Origin of the sequence: Cellvibrio sp. PSBB006, from assembly GCF_002162135.1 — a bacterium.
Taxonomy (GTDB): Bacteria; Pseudomonadota; Gammaproteobacteria; order Pseudomonadales; family Cellvibrionaceae; genus Cellvibrio.
Genome location: NZ_CP021382.1, coordinates 4,823,069 through 4,843,552, shown reverse-complemented (window position 1 = coordinate 4,843,552; position 20,484 = coordinate 4,823,069). Strand labels below are relative to the sequence as shown.

14 protein-coding genes are annotated in these 20,484 nt (G+C 49.9%); 6 read left to right on the top strand and 8 right to left on the bottom strand.

Features of this window, described 5'->3' with window-relative positions; all coding sequences use genetic code 11:
* Window positions 1-123 precede the first annotated feature (123 nt).
* Together CBR65_RS20145 and CBR65_RS20140 are read left to right on the top strand one after the other, a co-directional pair.
* Window positions 124-537 (top strand): ankyrin repeat domain-containing protein, encoded by a 414-nt coding sequence (locus CBR65_RS20145; RefSeq protein ID WP_087468522.1) that lies wholly within the window; start codon window positions 124-126, stop codon window positions 535-537.
* Between the two features lie 59 nt (window positions 538-596).
* Entirely contained in the window at window positions 597-1,475 is an 879-nt protein-coding gene (locus tag CBR65_RS20140; protein ID WP_087468521.1) for a hypothetical protein, read from the top strand.
* Between the two features lie 534 nt (window positions 1,476-2,009).
* On the opposite strand, the gene fusA is transcribed toward CBR65_RS20140, so the two are convergent.
* The 6 genes from fusA to urtA all read right to left on the bottom strand — a co-directional run bounded on the left by fusA (window position 2,010) and on the right by urtA (window position 9,209).
* A complete protein-coding gene (gene fusA, locus CBR65_RS20130; RefSeq protein WP_087468519.1) occupies window positions 2,010-4,100 on the bottom strand; it encodes an elongation factor G in 2,091 nt (696 codons plus the stop codon).
* Window positions 4,101-4,272: 172 nt separating this feature from the next.
* The gene (urtE, locus tag CBR65_RS20125; protein ID WP_087468518.1) at window positions 4,273-4,962 is read right to left on the bottom strand and encodes an urea ABC transporter ATP-binding subunit UrtE; all 690 of its coding nucleotides are present in this window, start codon (window positions 4,960-4,962) and stop codon (window positions 4,273-4,275) included.
* A 12-nt stretch (window positions 4,963-4,974) separates the two neighbouring features.
* Window positions 4,975-5,724 carry an urea ABC transporter ATP-binding protein UrtD gene (gene urtD / locus CBR65_RS20120; protein ID WP_087468517.1) on the bottom strand — a complete coding sequence of 250 codons (750 nt, stop codon included), beginning with the start codon at window positions 5,722-5,724 and terminating at the stop codon, window positions 4,975-4,977.
* A complete protein-coding gene (gene urtC, locus CBR65_RS20115) occupies window positions 5,711-6,877 on the bottom strand; it encodes an urea ABC transporter permease subunit UrtC (RefSeq protein ID WP_087468516.1) in 1,167 nt (388 codons plus the stop codon). Before urtC ends, urtD begins: the two co-directional genes overlap by 14 nt.
* 13 nt (window positions 6,878-6,890) lie before the next feature.
* Window positions 6,891-7,817 (bottom strand): urea ABC transporter permease subunit UrtB, encoded by a 927-nt coding sequence (gene urtB, locus CBR65_RS20110; protein WP_087468515.1) that lies wholly within the window; start codon window positions 7,815-7,817, stop codon window positions 6,891-6,893.
* Between the two features lie 147 nt (window positions 7,818-7,964).
* Window positions 7,965-9,209 carry an urea ABC transporter substrate-binding protein gene (gene urtA, locus CBR65_RS20105; RefSeq protein ID WP_087468514.1) on the bottom strand — a complete coding sequence of 415 codons (1,245 nt, stop codon included), beginning with the start codon at window positions 9,207-9,209 and terminating at the stop codon, window positions 7,965-7,967.
* Between the two features lie 220 nt (window positions 9,210-9,429).
* Here urtA and CBR65_RS22205 point away from each other — a divergent pair, with 220 nt between their 5' ends.
* The 3 genes from CBR65_RS22205 to CBR65_RS20090 all read left to right on the top strand — a co-directional run bounded on the left by CBR65_RS22205 (window position 9,430) and on the right by CBR65_RS20090 (window position 14,241).
* The gene (locus CBR65_RS22205; protein WP_157672172.1) at window positions 9,430-9,597 is read left to right on the top strand and encodes a hypothetical protein; all 168 of its coding nucleotides are present in this window, start codon (window positions 9,430-9,432) and stop codon (window positions 9,595-9,597) included.
* Between the two features lie 299 nt (window positions 9,598-9,896).
* Window positions 9,897-13,340: an ATP-binding protein gene (locus CBR65_RS20095; RefSeq protein WP_087468512.1), complete on the top strand. Its 3,444-nt coding sequence runs from the start codon at window positions 9,897-9,899 to the stop codon at window positions 13,338-13,340.
* A complete protein-coding gene (locus tag CBR65_RS20090; RefSeq protein WP_087468511.1) occupies window positions 13,327-14,241 on the top strand; it encodes a response regulator transcription factor in 915 nt (304 codons plus the stop codon). Before CBR65_RS20095 ends, CBR65_RS20090 begins: the two co-directional genes overlap by 14 nt.
* Before the next feature lie 12 nt (window positions 14,242-14,253).
* Here CBR65_RS20090 and CBR65_RS20085 read toward each other — a convergent pair whose 3' ends face one another.
* A complete protein-coding gene (locus tag CBR65_RS20085; RefSeq protein WP_087468510.1) occupies window positions 14,254-15,717 on the bottom strand; it encodes a hypothetical protein in 1,464 nt (487 codons plus the stop codon).
* A 383-nt stretch (window positions 15,718-16,100) separates the two neighbouring features.
* Between CBR65_RS20085 and CBR65_RS20080 the strand changes: the two genes are divergently transcribed.
* A complete protein-coding gene (locus CBR65_RS20080) occupies window positions 16,101-16,805 on the top strand; it encodes a peptidase (RefSeq protein WP_157672171.1) in 705 nt (234 codons plus the stop codon).
* A 74-nt stretch (window positions 16,806-16,879) separates the two neighbouring features.
* Here CBR65_RS20080 and CBR65_RS20075 read toward each other — a convergent pair whose 3' ends face one another.
* Window positions 16,880-20,224: a glycosyl hydrolase gene (locus tag CBR65_RS20075; RefSeq protein ID WP_087468508.1), complete on the bottom strand. Its 3,345-nt coding sequence runs from the start codon at window positions 20,222-20,224 to the stop codon at window positions 16,880-16,882.
* Window positions 20,225-20,484 lie beyond the last annotated feature (260 nt).

The window sequence follows — 20,484 nt, the reverse complement described above, 5'->3', positions numbered from 1 at the left end:
GAATAACCTTGGACAGACTCCATCACTCCGCCCTCTTGATACCTTTTATTTCGACAGCAGTGCAGTTAATATCTCAACACCCATAACTCCGAAGCTCTTGGCATAGCTAAAGCCAGCTATTTTATGATTGGGCATAAATGGAAAGAATACGGATTTGATCGATTGTTTGATGCTGTGCTATTCAGCCCTGAGCTTGTCCCAACGATGATAAAAGACGAGCCTGAGCTACTAAAATGTGAGAACTACGCGGGTGAAACAGTACTTCAATTCTTTTCGCTAGAGGGCAAACTTGACATCGTAGATCTACTTCTCCAATGCGGAGCAGTAGCCGATGAGTGGTCTATTTATTTTGCATCCGAAATGGGACACCTGGACGTTATACTGATGCTGTTCGAATCAGGCGGTGTCCCTAATGTAAGGGCATGTAAAAATGCATTCATGCGATCCAACCCAAAAAAATTTAAAGCAAAGCAAATGCGAAAGCTCTTCAATAGCTATGGTTATGAATGGAGGCCAAAATCCTTACACGAACTATGACGGCAAGCCATAACAGAAGTCCGTCAATACCACTGACCAGGCTTATTTGAGAAAACTATATGAAGAAACCTAATGCAATATCTCAAATATTCTGCAAGATAATAAGAATATCATCGCAGGAGGACTCCTGGCCTCTAATTGAGGAAAATGCAAGTGCGTTTTTTTGGACTGACAGTGATATCGAAGAGTTTTGGAGTTGCCTTGCGCTAAGCGAGGGTTATGACCCTATACGAGTAGCTATTGATCAAGCAGAAAAGATGCACATTAGCTACAAAGATAAACATGCCGAAATAAACCTCACAGGGACCCGACAAGATCGCACTGCTTCGATTTTAGCGCTCGCCAACGTTATTTCGGATGATTTCACCGTCTTATATTGTAAAGATAGCTGGCACAGCAGTGACCTTGCTTTTCTTGTGCTACCCAATGAAATATTTACTGATACGGTTAACTCACAGAAAGCCACGAAGATTAATAAAAGGTTTATTGTCGTAGACCACGATTTACACAGATTTGAAACCGAAGCCTTTTCGGAAAAGAATCAGAATTTATACATTGGTGATGAGCTGACAATCATCGTTCGAGGAACCTCAATGCCATCACCAGCAGATTGGGAAACTTGGTTTAAAAAACTCAACATAGATGTAGGCTGGCGACATTTTTCTGGTGAACAAATTCCTGCCGAAAGAGTGCCACAGATGTCGTATGAAGGCTGGTATCTACAGGAAATCAGCAAGATATCGAAAACCAAACAAGGGCTATTTTTTGAACAAAGCGTTATCTATCCAGATTCTTTTAAAATTACTGTTCAGAAGAAAGAGGTATCCAGAAAAATCTGGAACACCTATTTAAGATTAACTGCTTCATTAGATACTATGTTTATTCAGTCCCGCAACAAAACATTTCGCAACACCGAATGGAAATCTCTTTTCGGCTGACTCCCTCACTAACACACCATAAAGCAAATAGTTTAGTAAGCTCCCGATATAGAATTTCATATCGTCATCAAATAAAAGCCAAGAAATTTCCTTTCAAACTTATGCCAAGATGGATCAGTCACTAGACTTATAGTTATGAACGAAGCGCCAGAGAGGATGACGGATCAGCAAGGATGAGAGTGCAATCACCTTTACAGGAGAACCTGAGCCAAAGACAGGAACAGGTTACATTTTTCAACTTCTGAAGGAAATTTTGAGGATCAAATTTTCCTTAGCCGACCAATCACTCGTGCAAATAAAATATACGGAGAAGGGAGAATACTCGTTCATCTGGCCTGATGGAAATTCTTCCGAGCAAGAACTAATAGATATAACAGTAAAAATCATTGCGGTGCCTAAAGGCGGCGGCCTCAGCGAACCACAAAACACTTAAATGTTGTCTATCCAGGGATAAAAAGGGAGTTAGGTATCTAGCTCCATAAAAAAGCCCCGCCGGCTTCCACCAACGGGGCTTTTCTAAAACCAACTCAGCAATTATTTAGCCAAGGCAGCTTTCTTCTCTTTCTCTTTGGCGATAACCGTTTCAGCTACGTTCACCGGGCATGGTGCGTAGTGAGAGAACTCCATTGAGAACTGACCGCGACCAGAGGTCATGGTACGCAGGGTGCTGATGTAGCCAAACATTTCTGAAAGCGGTACGTCAGCTTTAATGCGCACGCCAGTCACGTTTGGCTCCTGGCCAGAGATCATGCCGCGACGACGGTTCAGGTCACCGATCACATCACCTACGTGATCTTCCGGGCTGTACACGTCAACTTTCATGATGGGTTCAAGCAACTGCGGACCAGCTTTTGGCATGGACTGACGGAAAGCGCCTTTAGCGGCGATTTCAAACGCGATGGCCGAGGAGTCAACGGCGTGGAACGCACCGTCGAACAGTTCGATCTCAACGTCCAGTACCGGGAAGCCGGCCAAAGGACCCGTGCCCATCATTGACTTAAAGCCTTTTTCAATGGCGGGATAGAATTCTTTCGGAACGCTACCACCAACCACTGTGGTGTTGAACTTGAAGCCGGTGTTTGGCTCACCGGGCTTGATACGGTAGTCGATCTTACCGTACTGACCAGAACCACCTGATTGCTTCTTGTGGGTGTAGCTGTCTTCGATCTCGCGGGTAATGGTTTCGCGGTAGGCAACCTGTGGTTGACCAACAACCAACTCAACGCCGTAGGTACGTTTCAGAATGTCTACTTTAATATCGAGGTGCAGTTCGCCCATACCTTTCAGGATGGTCTCGCCTGAGTCGACATCCGTTTCAACGCGGAAAGTCGGGTCTTCTGCAACCATCTTGCCGATCGCAATACCCATCTTCTCAACGCCGCCTTTATCTTTCGGGGTTACCGAAATAGAGATTACCGGCTCAGGGAAGATCATCGGTTCAAGGGTACAGGGGTGCTTCGGATCACACAGGGTGTGACCGGTCTGTACGTTCTTCATACCGACGATAGCGATAATGTCGCCCGCTTGAGCCGTGGTCAGGTCGGTACGCTCGTTCGCCTGCATCTCCACCATACGACCAACGCGTTCGGTCTTGCCGGTGAAGGAGTTGAGGATGGTGTCACCCTTGTTCAATACACCGGAGTAGATACGCACGAAGGTCAGGGCACCGAAACGGTCATCCATGATCTTGAACGCCAGAGCGCGGAATGGCTCAGCGGCAGAAACGATCGCGTACTTGCCGGTTTCGTTACCTTCTTCGTCAGTCAACGGTTGTGGGTTAACTTCGGTTGGAGCCGGCAGGTAATCCACTACCGCGTCCAACAGCAGCTGCATACCTTTGTTTTTGAAGGCAGAGCCACAGTAAGTGGGGAAGAATGCCAGGTCGCGGGTACCTTTACGGACGCAACGCTTGATGTCTTCAATAGAAGGTTGTTCGCCTTCCATATAGGCCATCATCAGGTCGTCGTCTACTTCAACTGCGTTCTCAACCAATTGATCGCGGTACATCTCAACGTCGTCAACCATGTCGGCTGGTACGTCGGTGATGGTGTAATTTTCAGGCTGACCGGTTTCGTCCCACACGTAGGCTTTACGGGTCAACAAATCAACCACGCCTACGAAGGTGTCTTCGCGGCCTATTGGCAGGGTCATGATCAGTGGCTTGGCGCCCAGAACTTTTTTCACCTGGTCGGTAACACGCAGGAAGTCAGCGCCGATACGGTCAAGCTTGTTGACGAAGATCAGGCGGGATACTTCCGCATCGTTTGCGTAGCGCCAGTTGGTTTCTGACTGAGGCTCAACGCCGCCAGAACCACAGAATACGCCGATACCGCCATCCAGTACTTTCAATGAGCGGTACACTTCAACGGTGAAGTCAACGTGTCCGGGGGTGTCGATGACGTTGAAGCGGTTGCCTTTCCAGAAACAGCTCACTGCTGCTGACTGAATGGTAATACCGCGCTCAGCTTCCTGCTCCATAAAGTCGGTTGTGGATTCACCTTCGTGAACCTCGCCAAGTTTGTGGATTCTACCGGTGAGCTTGAGGATACGCTCGGTAGTGGTGGTTTTACCGGCATCAACGTGGGCGAAGATACCAATGTTTCTGTAAAGGGATAAGTCAGTCATAGGACTCTCGTGTAAGCTGGGTTGGAAAATAGCGGCGTAATATACAGGAAGTTGTTCGAATTTACCGCATAGAAAGGAATAAAATTCGTTGTTTAGGCGGCCAGGAAAGTCGGATTACGCCTTTGGCTAATCCGACCTACGCGGGGCTAGTGAAGGGATTGAGTTGGAGGTGCTATACCGAGAGGTATGAGGCGACTTTGGCTTCGTCGACGGTGGCGCGCAGCTCTTCGTGGACGATCTCGCCTTTTTCGATGACCAGAATCCGGTCAGCAATATCCAAAGCGAAGCTAAGTACTTGTTCTGAAACGACAATTGACAGTCCACGCTGGTCGCGAATGTGTTTCAGGGTGCGGCCCATTTCACGGATGATCGAAGGTTGGATGCCTTCGGTGGGTTCATCCAGGAGCAACAATTTCGGGTCACTGGCCAGTGCGCGGGCAATGGCGAGCTGTTGCTGCTGACCGCCGGAAAGGTTGCCGCCGCGACGGTTGCGCATCTCCAGCAGTACCGGGAACATGTCATACAGGTCGCGCGGGACTGTTTTTTTCTTTGAGGTGGTTAAACCCGTTTCAATATTTTCCTTGACGGTCATGCTGGAGAAAATCATCCGCCCCTGGGGGACAAAACCGAAGCCGTTGGCAACGCGCTGGTAGCTCTTGAGCGACGACATCTCCTTATCCTGCAATTTCACGCTGCCACCGGCGCTGGGAATTACCCCCATCAGTGACTTCATCAGGGTGGTTTTGCCCATGCCGTTGCGGCCGAGGATGGCCACAATCTCGTTGGGCGCGACAGAAAAATTCAAGCCGTGTAACACTTCACTCTGGCCATAACACACACGATAATCCGATACTGCAAGCATGATGTTGCCCTCTTAATGGCCGAGATAGACTTCAATCACTTTCGGGTCCAGCTTCACCTTTTCGGCGGAGCCTTCGGCGAGGATTTTCCCCTGGTGTAACACGGTGACTTTATCGGCGATCTGCGCAACGAATTGCATATCGTGCTCAATCACAATCACCGAACGATTTTTGGTGATTTTGCGTAGCAGTTCAGCCGTTTGTTGCCGCTCGCCGACCGACATACCCGCCACGGGTTCGTCCAGCATCAATAATTCCGGGTCCTGAATTAATAACATGCCGATTTCCAGCCATTGTTTTTGGCCGTGACTGAGCAGTTCCGCTTGCCTGTGCAGCTGATCACTGAGAAAAATCATCTCCGCCACTTCGTTGACTTTGTTGATGACTTCCGCATCGCGCTTAAACGCCAGCGCACCGAATACCGAACGACCGCGCGGAAAAGAAATCTCCAGGTTTTCAAACACCGTTAAGTCGCCATAGATTGACGGCGTTTGAAATTTACGCCCGATACCGGCTTTAACGATGTCGTGCTCTTTCATCCGGGTGAGTTCGCGATTGCGAAATCGTATCGATCCTTCCGTTGCTTTGGTGCGACCGCAAATTAAATCAAGCACGGTGGTTTTACCGGCACCATTCGGGCCGATGATCACGCGGATTTCATTTTCATCCACATAGAAACTCAAATCGTTTACAGCTTTAAAGCCATCGAAGGAAACGGTGAGCCCTTCAACCGCAAGCACATAATCTGTATTACTGGGGGTCATGGAGAGCTCCTTCATTCAGGCTGGATGCGGAAGTTTTCGGCGTGGGGGATTTTTTTATCAGCAGTTTTGCCAGCAGCGGTTTTACGCGTGGCGCCACATAGACGTTGTAGAGTCCGGCAAGTCCATTCGGAAACGCCATCACCACCGCGATAAATAATCCGCCCATGGCGAACAACCAGAGTTCAGGAAAACTTTCGGAGAAAGACGTCTTGGCCCAATTCACCAGCAGCGCGCCGTAAACGGCGCCGATGATTGACAAGCGACCGCCCACTGCACAGAAGATCACCATCTCAATCGACGGCACGATGCCCACCAGGGTCGGTGACATAAACCCGACTTGCAAGGTAAACATGGCACCGCCGATAGCAGCAAAGGTAGCCCCGACACAGAACACAAAAATTTTAAAGTTGGCTACGTCGTAACCGGAGAAGCGCACGCGATCTTCCTTATCGCGCATCGCCACCAACAGACGACCCAGTTTACTTTTGCGAATGAACTGCGCGATGAACAAACACACAAACAACATGAACACGCACACAAAATAAAATACATATTTGGCGCTATCGGTACGGATATCCCAACCGTGCAAGGTGCGCAAATCGGTAATACCATTTACGCCGCCGGTATAACCTTGCTGGCCGATAATCAGGATCGTGAGGATCGCGGCAATCGCCTGGGTGATAATCGCAAAGTAAACCCCGCCCACCCGCCGCTTGAACATCGCAGCACCGATGATGTAAGCAAAGATCGACGGAATCACGATAATCGCCAGTAGCGTGAAGGTAAAACTGTAGAAGGGTTCCCAGAAAAACGGCAGCTCGGTAATCTGGTTCCAGTCCATAAAATCCGGAATGCCGGGTGTGGATTGAATCTTGGTACTTTCAGGATCAGACGCTTCCAGCTTGAGAAACATCGCCATGATGTAGCCGCCCAAACCAAAAAACACGCCCTGCCCTAAACTCAGAATGCCGCCATAGCCCCAGCACAACACCAAACCAACGGCAACAAACGCGTAGGTTAAATACTTACCTACCAGATTCAAACGAAAAATATCCATGCTCAGCGGCAGCACCACAACCAGCAGCAGCGCCAAAATCACAAAGCCCCACAATTCATTTTTCGGTAACAGGGAACGCAAACCTTGATACGACATGACTGAGGTCTCCCTAACGACGAACTTTGAGGGTAAACAAACCTTGCGGACGCACCATCAGAATCAGTACGACAAACAACAAGGTAAGTACTTTGGCCATAGAGCCACTTATAAAAAATTCCATGGTGGATTGCGCTTGCGAAATGCCAAACGCCGATGCAATCGTGCCCAGCAAACTGGTGGCACCACCGAACACCACCACTAAAAAGGTATCAACAATATAGAGCTGCCCCGATGTCGGGCCGGTGGAACCGATCATCGTAAACGCGCTACCGGCAACACCGGCAATGCCGCAACCCAACGCAAAAGTAATGCGATCAACCTTGGCCGTATTGATGCCGACGGCACCGGCCATCGCGCGATTTTGTACAACGGCGCGTACCTGGATTCCCCAGCGCGAGCGATACATCAGGATCGCTACTGCAAGCGAAATACCCAGCGCCAGACACATCACAAAAATACCGTTGATCGGCACTTCAATGGTGTCGGAAATTTGATAGGAACCCATCAGCCAATCCGGCAGGGTTACGCCCACTTCACGAGCGCCGAATACGGTGCGATAGAGTTGTTGCAGGATTAGGCTCAACCCCCAGGTGGCGAGCAGCGTGTCCAGCGGGCGGTTGTATAAAAAGCGAATCATGCTCCATTCCACCAGCGCGCCCAGGGCGGCGGTGACAAGGAAGGCGAGCACCATCGCGAGTAAGAAATAAAAACTGAAAAAATCCGGTAAGTGATTCGAGAAAACCTGCGAGGTTAAATAAGTAATGTAAGCACCGAGAATCATAAACTCGCCGTGCGCCATGTTAATTACGCCCATTTGTCCAAAGATGATGGCTAATCCCAGTGCCATCAGGACAAAGACGGAAAACAGAATCAATCCGGCGAAGCCTTGCATCGCAAAGATCGACATTAATTCCGAGGTGCTGTAGTCAGCAAACATTCGCATGTCCTCTGTGGAGTGCGCGGCTTGGCGCGGTTTGATGTTTGATAAAGTGCGGGTGGATCATCATGTTGAGTTTTAAGGTGTTCTTCCCGTTTGTTCTGTCGGATTACGCCGCGGTGCACGGCGCAATCCGACCTACTTCTGTTACTGGTAGCCTTTGGGGAATGGATCGGGTTCGATCAACTCTTTGGTCTCATAGACGACTTTATATTGACCGTCACTTTGGGCGTGACCGATACGGGTTTTGGACCAGAGGTGATGGTTGGGGTGAATCTTCACGTAGCCTTCCGGCGCGGTGGTTAATTCAATACCGGGCGATGCGGCGCGCACTTTGTCGATATCAAACGAGCCCGCTTTTTCTACCGCTGCTTTCCACAACCAGGGGCCGAGATAAGCGGCTTGGGTTACGTCACCAATTACAATGTCATCGCCCCAGCGTTCTTTAAAGGCTTTAACAAACGCCTGGTTGTTTTCGTTGGGCAGGCTTTGGAAGTATTTCATGGCCGCGTAAGCACCCACCATGTTTTCACCACCGATACCGAGAATTTCGTCTTCGGTCACAGAGATGGTTAACACCAGCGGTTTTTCTTTGGTCATATCAATACCGGCGGCTTTCAATTGTTTGTAGAAGGCCACGTTGGAACCGCCGACCACAATCGCGTAGATCACGTCGGGTTTACGCAGTTTGATCTTGTTGATTACCGAGTTAAATTGCGTGTGGCCCAGCGGGTAATATTCTTCACCCACAACTTTCAGGCCCAGTTTTTCGATGTGCTTACGTGCGATCTTGTTGGAGGTGCGCGGCCAGATATAGTCCGAGCCGAGCAGGTAAAAGGTTTTTGCGTCTTTGTTTTTTACCACCCAATCGATACCGGCAATAATTTGTTGCGTGGCTTCCTGACCGGTGTAAATCACGTTAGGTGATTGCTCCAGACCTTCGTAGAAAGTCGGGTAGTAGAGCATGCCGTTGTATTGTTCGAAGATCGGCAGTACGGCTTTGCGCGATGCGGAAGTCCAGCAGCCGAACACGGCGGCAACTTTGTCGTTTACTAACAGTTTGCGCGACTTTTCGGCGAAGGTTGGCCAGTCGCTCGCGCCATCTTCCTGGATAAATTCGATCTTACGTCCGAGCACGCCGCCCATGGCATTGATTTGTTCGATGGCGAGTTTTTCGGCTTGTACGGAGCCGGTTTCGCTGATGGCCATGGTGCCGGTGACGGAGTGGAGGATGCCGACTTTGACGGTGTCGTCGGTGACGGCGAGACCGGTGGTGTTGACGTCGGCTGCGTGTGTGGTGGCGGCGATCAGTGCGAGTGATGCGGCCAGGGTTTTTAGCGTGTTGAGTATCGGCGAGCGTGAGCTGCCGGTTCTGATTTGTTGCCTACGCATGGTCTTTCCTCTTTGATTATTGAAAAGCCGGGGGATTTTTTCGGTGTTGGTGTTGCGTTCCCAGGTACAGACACGGTGTGCCCACGGTTTTTATTGTGCGGTGAGTGGGGTGCTGCGCCCATTCGACAAATACCCTATGGGGGTACGTCATTTGACGCATACCTTGGGGTGGGGAATGGGGTTATTTTCGGGCGCGTTATAAAAAGGGATTTTGTGGGGCATGCCTTCGGTAGTTGTTTCTGTGACACGCCGTGAATACGTCCCTGTAGGCTCGGCACCGGCATCCTTGCCGTTGACGGTCACAGAAACAACTACCGAAGACATGCTGCAAGTACGAGGTAAATTCCATGTGGTATGGGTTTTGATAGAGGTATTTGGTGTGGGTTGATCGAACAGATAAGTAGCGGAACAGATGGTGGGGAAACGGATGAATCTCGGCACGGAGCACTAACAAAGAGCAACAGCCATTTAAAGCGCACCAAAACACTTCACTCGCTTGCGCAGGGAGAGTTTTTTTCCTGGAAGAATGACTTTAAGGAACCGCTGGAAAATGTTTGCGAGGCAGCCAGCGCAAGGCAAAAACAGGCGAGAAAGCGGAGTTTACTAGAGTAAATGAGCATTTTGAGTCTGTTTTTAACGCCGCGATGGCAACGCAGGTAATTTTTCAGCGGTTCCTTAGGAAACTCCATGACAGCCAAGCAACACATCTTTCGCGTACGACGTAATTACAACCAGTGGGTCGCTAACCAGACTCTGGAAGACTACGCCTTGCGTTTTACGGCGAAGAGTGCGCGGCGGTGGTCGCGGGCGCGGGTGGCTACGACGGCACTGGGGGCGATTTCGTTTTTGGCGTTAGAGGCGATTGGTGGGGCGATTACGCTGCATTATGGTTTTAATAATGCGGTGGCGGCGATTTGTACGGTTGGGTTGATTATTTTTTTGACGGCGATTCCGATCAGTTATTACGCGGCGAAGTATGGGGTGGATATTGATCTGCTGACGCGTGGGGCGGGGTTTGGTTATATCGGGTCGACGATTACGTCGTTAATCTATGCGTCGTTTACGTTTATTTTTTTCGCGCTGGAAGCGGCGATCATGGCGATGGCGTTGGAGCTGTTGTTTGATATTCCACTGGTGTATGGCTATTTGATCAGCGCACTGGTGGTAATTCCGTTGGTGACTCACGGGATTACGTTTATCAGTCGCTTTCAGTTGTGGAGCCAGCCGGTGTGGGTGGTGCTGCAGTTGTTGCCGTTTGTTTTTATTATTTATATCGACGCGAGTGCGGTGGAGAGTTGGACGGCGTTTACCGGTACTGAGCAGAAAGCGGATGCGGATACGATTCCCGGTGTAAATATTTTGTTTTTCGGTGCGGCGTCGGCGGTGATGTTTTCGTTGATTGCACAGATCGGTGAGCAGGTGGATTTTTTGCGTTTCCTGCCGGCGCCGACGCCGGAGACGCGCGTGCGTTGGTGGTGCGCGTTGATGGCCGGTGGGCCGGGTTGGATTGTTATCGGTGTGCTAAAAATTCTGGCCGGTTCTTTTCTTGCGGTATTGGCGCTTAATCACGGCGTGCCATTATTGGAATCCGCCGATCCGACGCGGATGTATATGGTGGCGTTCAGTTACATCACCTATTCACCGGAAGTGTCGCTGGCGGTGGCCGGGATTTTTGTGATCCTGTGTCAGCTAAAGATTAATGTCACCAATGCTTATGCGGGCTCCATTGCCTGGTCGAATTTTTTCTCGCGCTTAACCCACAGCCATCCCGGCCGAGTGGTGTGGCTGGTGTTTAATGTCACCATCGCGTTGCTGTTGATGGAGCTTGGCGTTTACCACGCGCTGGAACAAACCCTGGGGGTTTACGGGATTGTGGCGGTGGCCTGGCTCGGCGCCTTGGTCGCGGATCTGGTGATCAATAAACCTCTGGGGTTTAGCCCAAAACATATCGAATTTAAACGCGCCCACTTGTACGACATCAACCCTGTCGGTTTCGGTGCGATGTTACTCGCCTCCGCGATTGGTATAACTTGCCACACTGGCGCGTTCGGTGACATCGCGCAAGCCTTGTCTCATTTCATTGCACTCCTGGCTTCGCTGATTATTGCTCCGCTTATCGCTTGGGGCACCAAGGGGCGTTACTACATTGCGCGGCCGGTGGTGGAGATCAGCACTATCGATGGCACCGTCCATTGTTGTATTTGCGAACATAAATTCGAGCGCGAGGATGTCACCTACTGCCCTGCTTACGCTGGTCATATCTGTTCATTGTGCTGCTCCCTCGATGCGCGCTGTAACGACCACTGTAAACCCGGCGCTGGCTACGCTGAACAGTTGCGCGGATTCTTTACCGCGTTTTTACCGGAGTGGCTGACACCGAATATTAATTCACGTATCGGCCATTTTCTGACACTGGTGATCATCATCAACGGCTTATCCGCTGTGCTGTTATCGATGATTTATTTCCAAACGCTGACGGAAGATATTGCGACGGCGCAATTGCTGGCTACCACCCTGTGGAAAGTCTTTTTTCTGTTGGTGATTATCACCGGCGTGGTGAGTTGGTTATTTGTATTGGCTCACGAAAGCCGTGTGGTTGCACAGGAAGAAACCCAACGCCAAACCCGTTTGCTGATGGAAGAAATTGTTGCCCACGAACGGACCGATAAAGCACTGCAAGAAGCCAAGGAGCACGCCGAAGCGGCGAACCTTGCCAAAAGCCGTTACCTGACTGGCATCAGCCACGAATTGCGTTCGCCATTGAATGCAGTGCTGGGCTACACACAATTGTTAGAAAAAGATCCGGCCATGCCAGCGAATCGCAAAGATGCCCTGGCAGTGATTCGCCGCAGTGGCGAGCATTTAGCGGATTTGATTGAAGGCCTGCTGGATATATCCAAGATTGAAGCAGGCCGTCTTGATTTGCATAAAGATCAGGTGCGTCTCGCAGTGTTGATGGACCAACTGGTGAACATGTTTCGTTTGCAGGCAGAAGCCAAAGGCTTGATATTTGAATACCACTGTAATGATCGCTTACCGGAATTTGTGCATACCGATGAAAAACGTCTGCGACAGATTTTAATCAACCTGTTATCCAACGCGATTAAATACACGGAACAAGGCAAGGTCAGCTTTACCTTGCGTTATCGCAATCAGGTGGCGGAGTTCAGTGTGCTGGATACCGGCGAAGGGATTGCGTCTGAAGATATTGAACGCATCTTCCGCCCCTTTGAGCGCGTGCGTAAACCTGGCTGCACGGCGCTGGGAACCGGTTTGGGTTTAACCATTACCCGTTTGCTTGCCGAAATTATGGGCGGTGATATTTCCGTTAAAAGTACACCGGGGCAAGGCAGTTTATTCAAAGCCAGCTTGATGCTGTCGAGTGTGAGCAAACCGCTGCCGGAATCAATTACCGCACCGGCACAAACCATCTATGGTTATCGCGGCAAAGTGCGCAACCTGATGGTGGTCGACGACGAAGCACCGCATCGGCAATTGTTACGCGCCATGTTAATGCCGCTCGGTTTTAATATCAGTGAAGTGGGCAACTCGCTGCTGGCGATGGAACAACTGCAACAGGAAACTGACAACGGCGCCTGCCCGGATTTAATCCTGCTGGATGTATCCATGCCCGGCCTGAATGGTTGGGAATTGGCCGCGCAGTTGCGCGCAGCCGGTTATCACGCACCGATTATTATGGTATCTGCCGATGCCAGCGAAGGCCGTAATCGCCCCAAAGACGCCACGGATAGGCCACCGCTGCACGATGCCTATGTGATAAAACCGGTGCGGCTCAATTTGCTGCTGGAGCATATCGGTCGCTTATTAAATTTAACCTGGTGTTATGAAAAATCGCCGGCAAGCAATACTGTTCAAACACCCGCTCCGGCAATCCCTGTTTTACAGCTCCCGGACGACATTCATATCAAGCGGTTACGCGAGTTAGCCATTATCGGCCACAAAAAAGGTTTACAGGATTACCTGCAACAGATGGAGCAAGATCGTCAGGCGCAGCCGGGCTTTATTGAACATATCAAAACCTTCGTCAACAATTTTCAGTTTGAAAAGATCATCACACTGCTGGGCAAACACACAACAGAATCAACGGGTGTCAGTTATGAACAACCATAAAAAACAGCGTCCTGTGGTATTAGTCGTCGATGATGCGATTGATAGTATCCATATGCTTAACGATGTCCTGGAAGACGCCGCCTTCACCGTATTGGTTGCCCTGGAGGGCGCACAGGCGTTAACGATTACACAAAACATTACGCCGGATATTATCCTGCTCGATGCAATCATGCCCAATATGGATGGCTTTGAAACTTGTCGGCGCTTGAAACAAAACCCCGACCTGGCCAATGTGCCAATTATCTTTATGACCGGCCTCAGTGATACCGAACATGTGGTGATGGGATTGGGCGCGGGCGGAGTGGATTACATCACCAAACCGATCAACGCCGAAGAATTGGTTGCGCGTATGCGTGTGCATCTTACCAATGCACGCATGACCCAAAGTGCGCGCAGTGCGCTGGATACTGCCGGCCAGTTTTTATTGGCCACTGATCAGCAAGGACATTTATTATGGGCGACGCCGCAAGTGCATCACCTGTTGCAAACCGCCGGCGCCGATGAACCGACGCAACGCGCAGCTATCAGCCTGGCTTTGCGCGAATGGCTTGCGCACAAACCGGAGGGCGGTCACAGCCTCAGTTTTAATTTCTTGCCACGCACATTGAGCGTTGAATTTCTTGCGTTGGTGGATAATAAAGAATATTTACTACGCTTGAGCGATACCCCGAAACCGGCCGCCGCGACTGATGCATTCAAGCAACAATTTGCAGTGACCGGTCGCGAAGCCGATGTGCTGTTGTGGATTGCCAACGGAAAAACCAATCGCGAAATCGGCCAGATTCTGGAGATGAGCCCACGCACAGTCAACAAACACCTGGAGCAAATATTCCGCAAACTCGGCGTAGAAAATCGTACCTCGGCAGCGGCCGTGGCGATCCGTTGTCTCGCCAAGGCCTGATGAATATTTGATTTACTCGAATCCAGAGGTCCGGAAAATAGAGATCCCACTTTCCCAGGGAATTTCACCCGGCGTGTTTATCACACGAACCGAAAAATAGTTGTCACCGGGAACCAACGGCGCCTCAACTGAAAAGCGTCCGCTGTTTTCTGTCACTTCAGTGATAGTTACTGGCAGTTCACTGGGCAAGTGATCTGCAACCAGCACCAGCCCATGCCATTCAATATTATGCTGCGGCCCCGGTATGCCGAAAGTGCCGGTTAAGGTAATCGTTTCTGCATCCGTTTGTAGATCTTCAGGATCAATCTCCACATAAACTTCCGCAGGGTGATAGGTCACTGTTCCCCGATGCTCCAGATAACCGTTGGGCGAATCCAGTGAAATGTCAAAACGGTTATACCAGCCAGGCAAATAGTAGGTCACCTCAAAGCGATAGACTCCGTCCCGCACGCGAATCAATGCCACCGGTTCACTACCGACCATCAGCATTAAATCGCTCGCGTCCCAAAAGCTATGCACCTCACCGGTAATCACGACAAACGGTTCTTCGGTAGTATCCGGGTAACTGATATTGGCAAATTCAGTGGTTGGTATAGGGTAACCACTGGATGCACGACAGATATTTTTAAAGTCCAATGTCTGCGCTGCTGCCGCGTTATATACAACCTGGCTCTCGGTGCGCATATCAATAAATTGTGCTAATACACCGCCATTTATGCGCGCGCGATGATGCATAAAGACTTCATTGTCGGTGCGGATAAATGCATAGGTTTGACTGCCCACATAAAACTCGGACGCACTGTAGGTATAGATGGTCATCTGCGCCGGGTTTTTGGTATTTTCGTTCAGCTTGACATTCAGTGGAACCAGCAAAGAATCAATCACGTAGAGATTGACTGTGCCCTCCCCCATCACATCGATCCGGCTTTCAACTTCCAGCCGTAAATCCCGAACCCAGTACTCACCAGCCGGCAAGCGCACTGAACTTTTATAACCCACATGCAATCGATCAATTACATACACATTGTGATTTGTTGAAAATTCAGCCGTCGCCCATTCCGATACAGCAACGCGACCGAAGTGATTGATGTCACCGTTGCCAACCGTTATTTTTTTCTTGGCCGGTATCACGACTTCAACAGAAGAACCGGTCATATATTCACGATCATCCACCAACCTGGGCAGCTCAATGCCCGTCGCACTACACGTTTCAGGCGCACAACTTTTACGAATCGACCAGGCGTTGTTTTGTACACCCAAGGTATTAAGTTCGGCAGAGGAGGCATTCACCACCTGCGCGTTGTAATCAAAATGAACGTAGCTGCCAGGGCCAAAGGTCTGCACACCGTTGCTAAAAATATCGGCACAATAAGGTAAACTGGCCTGCACTTGTTGAACGGAAACGAGAGCACCTATGAACAACAACAGAAAATAAATCACCTTTCCTTTTACATCAAACCCTTGCATATGTGTCATGACGGTATCCTTTTGAAGTGATGATGATATGACGCAGTTATCGTGGTTCGGCGACATAGAATAAATCGCGACCAACATGGGGAGGGAGTTAGCAAGAGAAGGTTGTAGATCGAAACCGTTTGGCTTGCAAGGCATGTTTAGCAAGTGATACGCCATAATTTGCAAAATGCCTGGTGGTCTGACAGAGATCGCGCGCGAATCAACCGAATGTCATTGAATTTTTTGTAGAATGTGGCACATTCTCTCTCATGACAAAGACAGCCGATGAACGATTTAATCTCTATCCATACCGATTACCACACCGTTTAGTCACTATGGTTATTTCTCTTTTCAAGTCCGCCAGGAATTATTCGCGCCGGGTAAAACCCAGGATGGCGCTCACGTTGATTACTCTGATCTATTTTTTTTGCAGCGCGCAGGTTGTTAGCGCATCCACGCAAGTCCGACTTGATGGCCACCAAATCATCTATCGCGGCGGACTGACAGCTGAAGCCAATTCCAAGGTATTTGCGCTGTATGAAAAGGCTACCGTCAAACCGACCCTGCTCTCCATTCGCAGCCCTGGCGGCCCGATTGATGTGGGTTTAGCACTGGGAGAATGGACCCACCAGCAACGCCTGGACGTGCGCGTGGATGAATTTTGTTTTTCGTCCTGCGCGAACTACATCTTTACTGCCGGTGTGAAAAAAATCCTCGGCAAGGACGCCATCATAGGTTTTCATGGCGGTGCGTCCAGTGACAGTTTTAATATGGCGCAGATGAATGCCACCTTGACCCGGATTCCTGCGGAACAACGGGAAAAGGTGCGCGAAGATGTGGAGCAACAATTAAAGGCTTATATAGAATCCAACAGAAAGCGGGAAGCCGATTTTTATCAGGCCATTTCAGTAGCGCAAAAAATTACCACCCTGGGTCAGGAAAGTGTTTATCACATCTATCAAAAAACCGGGTTCAGGGGTTGGTATTACTCATTGGACGATATGGAAAAGTTGGGATTAAAAAATATCCACGTTATCGGCGGCGACTGGAATCCCGAGCGGCAGGAAAATCGTTATAAGATCTATCGAGTGTCGCTGGAAAACATTTAATTTTACTTCGGCCTTGCCATACAGAAAACCGGTTAACTCCTGCGGAGCTAACCGGTTCACGATCACTCAGCTGATTATTGAATTACCCACGAATGCGGCGCAGACACATTATTGCCCTCGCCGCGCGTCGCGGTGTTAACCGTAAAATAATACGTCAACGTACTACCCACCTGTTGATTGGGAATAACAACCTCAAAGCTATTGCCGCTGGTGCGTGCCATATCATTCCAGCCGGGTGTAAAACACCAGGCCCAATTAAGATTCTCTTCGGTGGTGAAGGTAATCGTCACTGAGCCATTCGCGTAGCTGGCGGTAGTGGTGTAAGCCACGGTTGCACCATTTGGTAATGTGGCGGCTGCGGAATAACCTGCCGTAGCAGAGCTTGTTGATGATGCCGCCGAGCTGCTGGTTGCAACTGAACTGGATGACACACTAGTACCCCCGCTGTAGGTCATACTGCTCCAACTGGCTTCTGCCGGCCCCGGATAAAAAATCTGGCCACTGGCAGGTTTGTAGGTATAAAAGCGTGCTTCGACCAGGTCACCGACATCGTAGACGTTGGCGCGCGTGATCTGATAGGTAAATGTGCCGTCACCATTATTAATTTCTGCACCGGCTTTTGTTTGCACATCAATCACATCGTAATCCTGTTGGCCGTTGCGCCGCGCAAACAGGTGCACCTGATCTTTTTCTTCCGGCAAGCGAATGCTGAATTGCACACTGCCGTTGGCCAAGGGCGTTATATCGACAACACCAATATCGCTCGGCGTGCCAATAGAAGAAAAGGAAGATGAGCTGTCGGAGCTTGATGCACTGCTGACCGAGGACGAGCTCGATGGATTGGCCACAGACGAACTGCTTACCGACTCGCTCGAAATACTGCTGGCCGTCGAACTTGCCACTGAGCTTGATGAGGATGATGGGGTGCTCACACCGGATTGGCTCATCACTTCCATCTCACCCGGCCCTACATTCACTACCATGCCATCATTGAACTCAACATTTTTGCTGTTGCTGATGTCAGCGTTGTAAACAACGTAGGTGCGCGTATCGCCTTTGATAAAGACGGCATAGGTTGCATGATTTTCTGCCACTACACTTTTATCAATTGCGCCGAATTGCTCAAAGGTTTTGATCCAGGTAAAGGTGTTGGCCAGTGAATTACCTTCTTCTGTAAAAGACGATGGTCCGCTGACCGATCCTGACATGCGGCCTTCATTATTGTTGAAGTTCGTCAATGCACCCGCTGGATCATAGATGCCTTGATAGGCATAGAAGATTGCATCCCACATCGCAAATTGTGTGCGGCCATTGGCAAGGAACTCGTAATTTTTCTGCACGTTATCGGGAAATAAACCCAGGTATAAAGAACCGGACTGAATGGGCAATAAAATAATGCCATGCATCGCTTCGGGTAATCCACTGAACCAGGTGGCGTAGTCTGTTTTACCGCCCCACACTAGAGATGCCATTGGTTTATCGTAATTAGGGTGGTAGTTATCCTCGTGTACGTTATTCCAATATTCCTGAATTGCGGTCATCTCCGTGGTATACAAATAAATCCCCGCATCGCGCAATGCGGTGTTGCCAGTTTCTTCGCCCCACAGAATCATTGCCGTCCAGGCATTCATGGCTTCGGAAGAGGATTCGTTGTTGTTACCCGCCCCAAAACGCGCATGACCCGATGCCCAGGAATGTCCGGCATAGATATCGAAATTGCGCAAGAACGGAAACATTTTTCCCCGCGCACTGGTGGCGGAATCGCGCGGGCGTTCCCAATTTCCATAATCGCGAACCAATAATTCCACCATGCCACCAAAGGCTTGCTGATCGCTCCAATCATGATCGTTGCGTGCAATTTCCGCCGCCGCACGCACGAAATAACCGTAATGAAAATGGTGGTCGTTTAATTGCGTCAAGCTGCCGAAACTACCATCGATGCCGAGCATCGTTCCCCAATTGCTGTTGTAGTAAAACAAATTCTTGGCAAAGGGCGACGGTTCAAGGTCATCAATGACATCCGCTTTTAACCAGCCTTCAATACGCCATTTTAATTCGTTAAGGAACTGTGTCTCGGCAGCGGTATTACCGGATTGTTGTGCCAGGGAAACCAGAGTCGCTATTTTGCCGAGGCGTTTGCCGGTGTAATAGGTATCACGGTGCGTAAAACTTTCACTGCGCACATTATTCACCAGACCGGCCAAGCGGGTTTTATCGGCGGAGCTTTCAAGTTCTGGCAATGTAGGAATCACACCATGAAAAGTTACCGCCGTGGTAAAGGATTCACCTTCGGCTAATTTCATGGTGCCGCGCGGCGTAAAATAGGTATCGCCGGTTAAATTCGCACCAGAAGATAAATTACGCCACTGGTGCGGATATAAACCGAACAAGGTGCCGCTGGCATTGCTTTCGGGATAATCCTGCGTGGTGATGTTGAAGGTGGTTAATACCTTGCTGTCACTGTTGCGATAATCCCAATTCACTTGCGTGTCAGTAATATGGTTGTAGGCATAGTCTTCCACGTAGGCCAAGGCCGCGCGATTCGGTAAAGCGGCCACAGAAAAATATCTTTTTCCCGACGGCAAGTTGGCGGTAATAGTTGATGTGCCCAAGCCACTCCAGGTCGTGCCCTCTGGTGCAAAGGCAGCGTAGTTTCGTCCTTCCACGGAGAATCCGATCACACGGGAATTTTCTGAGCCGGACCAGATTTCTGCTGCGCTGGCTGCATCCGGCGCAGTGCTGTCAGTGGAAAATTCCAGGGTAGGATTACCGCTGTTGTAAACCGCAAATACATAAGGAGAACCGTGGCCGAAGGTCAGGTCCATCGACGCGCCCGACGCTTCCATGCGCGCGGTAATAAACCAGTCGCTGTAATCGTGCACACGGGTTACAAAATTATCGTTTGCTGCACTGTTACCCAATACGAAATCCAGATCCTTGAAATATACTGTGTGATGCAGCGGCGTAGGTGTGCCGTTAATCCACTCTTCCACCGGTGCAGGCATGGTGCCCACAAAGGCGTAATCTGCACTCCAGTAATCTTCAATTCGGGGTGAATAAAGCCGCATACCATTCCGCTCTGCTTTCAGCGCGAACGGATGCGCATAGCTGACGTTGTGACTGCCGCGACTCCCCCAATCCAACCAAGGCAAATTGGTGCCTTCCCACACCAGCGAACTCCACCAGGAGTTCGTAGGAATAGGATGGCCGGCGATGTTATCAGTAATATGTTGCGTGGTTTGTACATCGCGGTTATCGGGAATTGCCGCATCAATGCGACTGTCCCAAGCGCTGAGATAGCTACCCGCACCCACACTCACAGCGCTACTCGTCGGTGTGGTGCTTGGCGGTGGATTGGTTTGCGCGGATGCTGTTGCGGCAGCAAAAAAAAGACTGAGCAATAGTGGAGGTAATTTCATTACATCCTTCCTTACTTATGTTTATGTTGTTGGTTTAATCCACCCCGGAAAAAAACGCGCAGCAAACTACGGCCGAGCTGTATGACAGTTCGGAAAACGGCATAGTCCTTGTGCGCGACAGATGGGCGCTATAACAAAAGCATCGTTATTTTTCTGGTTGGTGAATCGTCGTTGTTCAACCTCTGGTTTTACATTTTTATGATTATTGTTTCGTTGATATCTATGGATGATCTTGCTGGTCCCTGCTTATTTTTGTTTGA